This window comes from Candidatus Phytoplasma australasiaticum subsp. ipomoeae, from assembly GCF_024425275.1.
Taxonomy (GTDB): Bacteria; Bacillota_I; Bacilli_A; order Acholeplasmatales; family Acholeplasmataceae; genus Phytoplasma; species Phytoplasma australasiaticum.
Window position 1 is genome coordinate 22128 of record NZ_JALQCV010000005.1, and the last position, 8458, is coordinate 30585.

General features: G+C 30.2%; 7 protein-coding genes and 1 pseudogene. All 8 read left to right on the forward strand.

The genetic code is table 11. The annotated features are described in order from the left end of the window. The first annotated feature begins 14 nt into the window (after positions 1 to 14). Entirely contained in the window at positions 15 to 659 is a 645-nt protein-coding gene (locus NQK76_RS01310; RefSeq protein ID WP_004994871.1) for a triphosphoribosyl-dephospho-CoA synthase, read from the forward strand. A gap of 558 nt (positions 660 to 1217) precedes the next feature. After that, positions 1218 to 2922 (forward strand): annotated as a pseudogene (locus NQK76_RS02510) (reverse transcriptase domain-containing protein). A gap of 180 nt (positions 2923 to 3102) precedes the next feature. After that, positions 3103 to 3312: a triphosphoribosyl-dephospho-CoA synthase gene (locus NQK76_RS02585; RefSeq protein WP_304516137.1), complete on the forward strand. Its 210-nt coding sequence runs from the start codon at positions 3103 to 3105 to the stop codon at positions 3310 to 3312. Positions 3313 to 3375: 63 nt separating this feature from the next. Continuing rightward, entirely contained in the window at positions 3376 to 4044 is a 669-nt protein-coding gene (locus tag NQK76_RS01325; protein ID WP_213680373.1) for a bifunctional 4-hydroxy-2-oxoglutarate aldolase/2-dehydro-3-deoxy-phosphogluconate aldolase, read from the forward strand. Then, positions 4034 to 4321, forward strand: coding sequence for a citrate lyase acyl carrier protein (citD, locus tag NQK76_RS01330; protein WP_054598527.1), 288 nt, complete (start codon positions 4034 to 4036; stop codon positions 4319 to 4321). The genes NQK76_RS01325 and citD overlap by 11 nt, the downstream gene beginning before the upstream one ends. A gap of 60 nt (positions 4322 to 4381) precedes the next feature. Next, on the forward strand, positions 4382 to 5272 hold the full coding sequence (locus tag NQK76_RS01335; protein WP_255872663.1) for an HpcH/HpaI aldolase/citrate lyase family protein: 891 nt from the start codon (positions 4382 to 4384) through the stop codon (positions 5270 to 5272). A 299-nt stretch (positions 5273 to 5571) separates the two neighbouring features. Then, complete coding sequence (gene citF, locus NQK76_RS01340) at positions 5572 to 7107, forward strand: citrate lyase subunit alpha (RefSeq protein ID WP_255872664.1); 1536 nt, start codon at positions 5572 to 5574, stop codon at positions 7105 to 7107. Between the two features lie 54 nt (positions 7108 to 7161). Beyond that, positions 7162 to 7698 carry a citrate lyase holo-[acyl-carrier protein] synthase gene (locus NQK76_RS01345; protein ID WP_004994855.1) on the forward strand — a complete coding sequence of 179 codons (537 nt, stop codon included), beginning with the start codon at positions 7162 to 7164 and terminating at the stop codon, positions 7696 to 7698. Positions 7699 to 8458 lie beyond the last annotated feature (760 nt).

An 8458-nucleotide genomic window follows, 5' to 3' on the forward strand; every position in this document is an offset into this window, starting at 1 on the left:
TTTTAGAAAAAATTGTGGAATATTTAATTAAATTAGCTCTGATTGCTATAGAAACTGAACTTTTATGTTACCCTTCGTTAGGTTTAGTTTCTATAAATAGTTGCGGATCTCATCAAGATATGAATTTTAATCTTTTTATGAAGTCTAAAGAAACTTTTGGCATTTATTTTTATCATATTTATAATTTAGTTTTATCATATAAATCATTAAATTTTAATAAATTAAGAGTATTAGGTTTAGAACAAGAAAAACGCATGTTTGAAGTTACCAATAACATAAATACTCATAAAGGTTTAATTTTTTCTTTCGGAATTATTTATTATGTAGTTTCGTATGGTTTATTTCATAACATTCCTTTTTCTAATTGGCATTTTCAAACATGCAAATTAACTAAAGAATTACGTAAAGATTTTTTATATTTTAGTAATAAAACTCCTGGTGAAAAGATCTTTACAAAATTTGGAATTGCAGGAGCACGCGGAGAAGCTTTAACGGGTTATTATAAAATTTTTTTTCAAGGTTTGCCGTTTATTTTACGTATTTATAAAAAAAATCCCTATTTAAAAGCTCAAGAATTTTATTTATGTTTATTAATTTTTTATATGAGTATTATTGAGGATACAAGGGCGCCAAAGAGGCCTAAATTTCGTGCTATTTAACCAATAGCCAGGGCCGATAAACCCTGAAAGGAGATGGTCGGTTTAGTAAACGAAAGAATACTGGATTATAGCGGACCATAAAAGCGGGTTGCGACGAAAGCAAATTAGTCAAGACGACCCCGCCACCGAATAATTCTACGGAGAAGCCTGAGATGGCCTAAGAAGGAAAATTGATGTAATCTCAAAACCTGTTTGGAAGTTGCTTGAACGGACAGTCCAGAGTCTACTAGTATAAGTTGTATGTATTGAGTAGTTTATCAAATAAAAAAGAAACCTGGAATCAGCCTCTTAACGAGGATACTTCCCCTACAGAATCAAGGTCGAAATTTAGTGTAACTTGGAGAATCCTAAAACTAAGTAATTAAATTTACTAATCCGGAAATAAAAGCCCGGGTGGTCAAGGATAAAGCATCTTTTTAGTAGTCGTAAGGGCAAACCTAAATTTGGAATAATTTAGTTAATCGGCTTACCAGGAAGAGAGTTAACTACTCTTATAGGGCGAAAGAAGAAAGTAATTTACTATTTATTCAATGGTATCGGGGAAGGAATTGATATATTATGTCAACAACGGTTTCACCAGAAACTAAACTTTCGCGAACATTGAATAAAATTCAATATTGTTCATCAAACAGCTACTCTTTAAAAAGAGAACTCCAGCAGGGAATGAATAACTTTTACAACACGTTAACAGCGTTTAATAAAATCGCGGCTAACAAGGGAGCTGGTACACCCGGAATCGACAATAAAACCATCGATGGAATCAATCTGGAAAGATTACAAAGATACCATCGGGAATACGTCAACAATGGTTACCACCCAAAGCCAGTTAAAAGAATCTTCATTCCTAAAGATAATAAAAAAACCCGACCTTTGGGCATACCGACCATCAAGGATAGATTGATGCAAAAATGCCTGGAACAACTCTTAACTCCCTATTTCGAAAATATCTTCTCAGATTTAGAACCAAAAAATCCTGTCATGACGCTATCAAACTCGTCAAACAAAGATTTAAAGGAATTGATTATCTTGTCAAAATTGACTTAAAAGGTTACTTTGATACCATCAATCATGAGATTCTGATGAGAACCCTAAATCAGTTCATCAAAAAGAATAAAACGCTATCAACCATTAACAAATGGTTAAAAGCCGGTTTCATGAAAGAGGACATCAAATACGAATCTTTATCCGGTTCTCCCTAAGGAGGGATTATTTCCCCTTTGTTGGCAAATGTATATTTACATTACATTGACCTGAAAATGGAAGAACTGATTAAAGCAGGAAAACCAATTAGGAAGAGTAACCCAGAATATTGGAAAGCATGGCTTAGAAACCAGCACCATAAATTGGGGTTTGATAGTTCTATCAACCTAAATCCAAAACCAAGAGTTGAATATATCCGCTATGCTGATGACTTTATCATTGGCGTTAAGGGAGAATATAATGAGGCGTATAACATCAAAAATCAAGTAACACAGTGGTTAGAGCAAGACCTAAACCTTACGATTAGTAAGGATAAGTCAAAAATTGTGAAAGCCAATAAAGGAACTCGGTTTCTATCCTATATGATAAAAGTTAACCCTACCAATAAAACCCGGAAAAGAAAATCACCAAGAATTTATTAAACGGTAAAGTTCAAATCCAAATTCCCAAGGCGAAAGCTAAAGAATATGGAGAGGAACATAATTGGTTAAAGAATGGGAAAGTGAAACATGACGAAACATTAGCAGATAGAGACGAGTTAGAAATAATTCGAACTTATCAAACAATAGTTAGAGTAATTATCCAATACTTTTGTTTAGCTAACAATCTCGGGATCTTAACCCATTTAAATTATCTAGCGGAATATAGCTGTTTGAAAACGCTGGCAAGAAAACAGAAAACGTCAATTGCTAGAGTTCGAATGAAATGTAAAATTGGTTCAACCTGGGGTATTTCCTATTATAATAAAAGAAAAACCCAATATGAACCATGGGAGGTTTACTCTTGGAACAAAATTAAGAAAATGCGTAATTACAAGGGAAACCCAGACATTACCATTAATAGATTTATATTCCAAGGTTGTACTCATCTAATTGACCGTTTAAAAGCGGAACGTTGTGAGGGTTGCAACAAAACAACCCAACTTCAAATTCATCACATTGGTACGGTCCGCAATGCGCACCACCGAAGTATCATGAATAAAAGAACAAAGGTATTGTGTAAAGATTGTCACCGCAAGATAACCAATCAACAAATACATGATATTAGAAAACAAGAACAATAAGAATAAATAGCTAATTAACCGCGAGGAGACATTAGTTCTCGCAAGAGAGTGAATTATGGAAAGCCGGATGCTGGGAAACTTGCTTGTCCGGTTTGGACGGGGGCTGATTGTAAATAAAACAGCAAAGACAAATCGCTGAATAAAAACGCAATTAATCTATCCGTATCTTTAATTAATAAAATTGGTTTTTCATTTTTTAAAAAAATACAAAAAAAAGCTTTATCATGGTTAAATATTTTAGAAAATATGGGTTTTATAACTTTTCAAAAAGCTATTTTGTCTAAAAATAATTACTATGTAAACAATAAAATTTCTCCAGGAGGTTGTGCTGATTTATCTGTTGTAACTTATTTTTTATTTTGTGTAAATCGGTTGAATAATATTTATTAATATTGACTTTTTAGTTTCAAAATGTATTTATTAACTAAAATTAATAAAAATGGAGTGTGTTAAGTGCAAAATATTCAAAAAAAAATTTATTATTTAAAGCAAAATCCTTTAAGCGTGATTGTCCGTACGAAAACTAAAAATAACGCTTATAAAATTTTAAAAAATACATTAGAAAATGGTTTTCGTTTTGCCGAGATTACTTTAACTATTCCTCAGGCTTTTTCTTTAATTAAAGAAATTAGTTTGCAATATCCAAAAGCAATGATTGGAGCTGGTACTGTATTAACATTACACGAAGCTAAAACAGCTTTAGAATCGGGAGCGCAATATTTGGTTTCTCCGGTTTATAATGAAGAAATTTTAAATTGGTCTATCGAAAATGATATTTTATATGTTCCCGGAGTTATGACTGTTAATGAAATGTATTTAGCTATTCAAAAAGGTGCTTCTTTATTGAAATTGTATCCAAGTATTGCATTTACAGCTAAAGCTTTATCTTTAATCAGAGATCCTTTTCCTAATTGGCCTATTTTGGCAACGGGGGGTATTAATTTATCAAATATTTTAGATTATTTTGAAGCAGGTGCATTAGCGGTTGGTATTACAGGTGAATTAGGTAGCGATCGCGATGTTGATATAGTAGATGAATCTAAAATAGCTAATTTAGCTTTTAAATATGTTGATATAGTGCAAAAAGTGATTAAAAAAAGAGGATTACAAAATGATAAATAATAATAAATTAAAACCTATTATAAAAAGAGCCTTTTGTGGTTCTCTTAATTCTAGTGATTGTTTAATAACTATAGAACCTAATTTATCTGATATTATACAAATTATCATTCAATCACCTTTTGAAAAACAATTCGGAGAACAAATGCGCACTTTAACTCTTGAAATTTTAAAAGAAAATAATGTCACTAGTTGTAAATTATTAATCCAAGATCAAGGAGCTTTAGAAATTGTTTTAAAATCACGTATTTTAGTGGCTTTAGAACGTGCTAGAATCTGATTTAATTTACTATTATTAAATTTTTTAATTTTAAATACAAAAATAATATCGAGGTTAAAAATGAAAAAAAATAGAAAAACCATGCTATTTATACCTGGTAATAATCCTGCTTTATTTAAAGATGTTATTTCTTATCAGGTAGATAGTGTGATATTTGATTTAGAGGATGCTATTGCTATTGAAGAAAAGGATGCTGCACGCGAATTAACTAGAAATATGATTAGTTTTTTGGATTATCATAGGTTTAATATTGAAACTATGGTACGAATTAATGCCTTTGATACTCCTTTTTATCAGAGAGATTTAGAAGCTATGGTAACTAATGAAAAATTAGATGCTATTCGTTTACCGAAGGTTGAATCAAAATTAGAAGTTTTAAGAGTTATTAAAGATATTGAAAATATTGAGGCTAAATATAACAAACCTTCTAAAATTGTTATTTTTTGCGCTATAGAAAGCGCTAAAGGAGTTTTAAATGCGCTCGAAATAGCGTCATCTTCTTCGCGAGTAGTAGGGATTGCTTTGGGTGGTGTAGATTACATGTTAAATTTGCAAGCTACTAAAACTATTAATCGTCATGAATTGTTTTTTGCTCGCCAAATGATATTGCATGCAGCTAGATCTGTTGATATTGATGCTATTGATTGTATTTATGATAATGTTTCCGATTTAGAAGGATTAGAAAAAGAAGCTATTTTAGTAAAAGAAATGGGTTTCAATGGTAAATCCGCTATACATCCAGATCAATTGCCTATTCTTAATCGAATTTTTCAACCTAGCGATAAAGAAATCCAAGAAGCTTTAAAAATTTTAACTTTATATAAAAAATATCGTTCACAAAACCAAGGTGTATTTGCTATTGATGGCAAAATGATTGATAAACCAGTTATAAAATATGCAGAAAATATTTTACAAAAAGCTAATATTGCGAATCCTAGCATAGAAGATTGATAACAATTATTTGGTATTTTTTGTATTAATAATAAACTCAAAATAATAAAAGATTCCATATGTTATAGTAAATCAATTTTGAACGAGTTATAACATTTGGCGAGAGATATTATTAGTTTAATATTTACGATTTTTTTGTTTTTTATGATATAAATCCATGTTATTAAAAAGTATTATATTAATAAAATATAATGTTATCAAATTATAAAAAAATTATTTCGATAGTTTTTCGATTAAAAAATATTTAATAAAATTAAGTAATTTTCAAATTGTTAATTAATAAAAAAAGGAATAATTCAATGATAGAACAATTTAAGAAAAATTCAAAAAAAATAGATAATCATAATAATGGGCTTTATGAATGTAAAAATGATGATAATAGTGTTGGTACCGTGACCAAAATCAAAAATAATCAATATAATTTTTTAAATAATAAAGTGTTAAATTCTTTAGAAGAAGCTATTGTTAAAAGCGGTTTGAAGGATGGTATGACTATTTCGTTTCATCATGCTTTTAGGCACGGCGATAAAACTTTTCAACAAGTTATGGAAGCTATCAAGAAATTAAATATTAAAAATTTAACTGTTTTAGCTTCTTCTTTTACAAAGTCTCATGATTGTTTTATTGAATATATTAAAGATGGTATTGTAACTGCTTTAGAAGGTTCAGCTATAAGGGGAGAATTAGGTAATGCTATTTCTGAAGGTCTTTTAACGAAACCTGTTATCATTAGATCTCATGGTGGTAGAGCACGGTCTATTACTACGGAACAATCTTATATTAATGTTGCTTTTTTAGCTGCTTCAAGTAGTGATGAAATGGGTAATGCTAATGGTGTTATAGGTGATTCTTGCGTAGGATCTTTAGGTTATGCTATTGTAGATGCGCAGTATGCTGATAAAACTATTATTATCACAGACACTTTAGTTTCTTATCCTAATAATCCTATTTCTATTCCGCAAATTTACGTTGATTATGTTGTTAAAGTAGAAGTGATTGGAGATAATAAAAAAATTTCTTCAGGAGAAATTCATTCGAAATTTAATCCTAAAGAAATTGTTATTGCTGAAAACATTGTTAAAGTTATTAAAAACACACCTTATTTTAAAAATGGTTTTTCTTTTCAAACAGGAACTGGTGGGGCTTCTCAAGCATCTTTAGTAATTTTATCTGATGAAATGAGGCGTAAGCAAATAAAAGCTTCTGTTTTTTTAGGAGGAATTATTAAATTGGAAGTAGACTTATTAAAGGAAGGGTTAGTTAATACATTATTAGATGTGCAGTCTTTTGATTTAGAAGCGGTTAATTCTTTAAAAAATAATCCTAATCATTTAGAAATGTCAGCTTCTTTTTATGCTAATCCTTTCATTAAAGGTTGTGCTGTCAATAAATTAGATTTTGGTATTTTAAGTGTTTTAGAAATAGATGTTAATTTTAATTGTAATGTCATTACAGGAAATGATGGCTATTTACGTGGAGCTTCTGGTGGTCATAGTGATGTAGCATACGGTAGTAAAATTGCTATTGTAGCTGCTCCTTTAATTCGAGGACGAATTTCTTCTGTAGTAGATCGTGTACAAACAATAGTTACTCCAGGGAATACTATTGATGTTTTGGTAACTGATTTAGGTATTGCTGTAAATCCGATAAGAACTGATTTACTTATGTGGTTAAAGTCAGCCGGAATAGTTGTTAAAGATATTTGTGAATTACGCGACTTGGCTTATAGTATTGTGGGTAAACCATTACCAATTAATTATGATACTAATCGTGTTATTGCCTTGATTGAGTATCGTGATGGTACTTTAATTGATACCGTTTATAAAGTAAAATAAAGAATATATGTTTATTTTAATTTTGGTTATAATATTTAGGTTTATATAATTATTATGTTTTATAAAATGATAGAGCAATATTTAAAAGCCAAAGAAGAAAGATATATATTACAACTTAAAATGTTAAATTATTATCAAAAAGGTCTTCTAACTATTAATTTAAATATTCCAGGAATAATTAAGCTTAAACCTTTATATTTTGAATTTTTTAATTTATTTATGAAAAACATTATAATACCTTTTTTAAAAAAAACACAAATATGTTTGGGTTCTAATGATTTTAGAATATTATTTGATAAAGCTGGTTTTTATGTTAATATAGTTTTAATTACTGCAGAAATGCCCAAATTAATAGAAATTAAAAAAAATTTTTTAATTTTAGAAAAAACTCATATTTGTTTTCGTTTAGTGGATTTAGATATTATCAATTTAAAACATGAAAATGTTTCCCGAAATTTGTTTTATCCACCAAAACCTCGATTATGTTTTATATGTTCGAAAGCAGCTAAAGAATGTGCTTTGAATAAAACACATAACTTAATAGAATTGGGCGCCAAAAGAAGCCTAAATTTCGTGCTATCTAACCAATAGCCAGGGCCGATAAACCCCTGAAAGGATATGGTTGGTCTGTCAAACGAAAGAATGCCAGATTACAGCAGACCATAAAAGTGGATTGAGACGAAAGCAAATTAGTCAAGAAGACTCTGCCACCTAATAATTCCATGGAGAAGCCTGAAATGGCCTAAGAAGGAAAAATGATGTAATGATAAGACCTGTTCCGGAAGTTGCTTAAACGGATAGTCCAGAGTCTACTAATATCTAATTCTGTATTGAGTAGTTTATCATATAAAGAAACCTGGAATCAGCCTCTTAATGAGGATACTTCCCCTAAAGAATTAAGGTAGAAATTTAGAGTAACTTGGAGAATCCTAAAACTAAGTAATTTAATTTACAAATCAGGAAATAGAAGCCCTGATAGTCAAGGATAAAGAATCTTTTTAGTAGTCGTAAGAGTAAACCTAGATGTGGAATAATCCAGTTAATCGTCTTACCAAGAAGAGAGGTAACAACTCTTATAGGGCGAAAGAAGAAAGTAATTTATTAATTATGGAAAGCGGTGTGCTTGGAAACTTGCTCGCACCGTTTGGACGGGGGCTATTGGTAATATTTGATAAAAAACAAATCTTATCAAAGAAACGCCGATAATCTATCCGTATATTAACATTTATCGATGGGCGCCAAAGAGGCCTAAATATCGAGTGATTTAACCAATCACCAGTGCAGATAAACACTGAAAGGATAAGAATGGTTCATTAAACGAAAGAATAGTGAATTACAGCAGTTCTTAAAA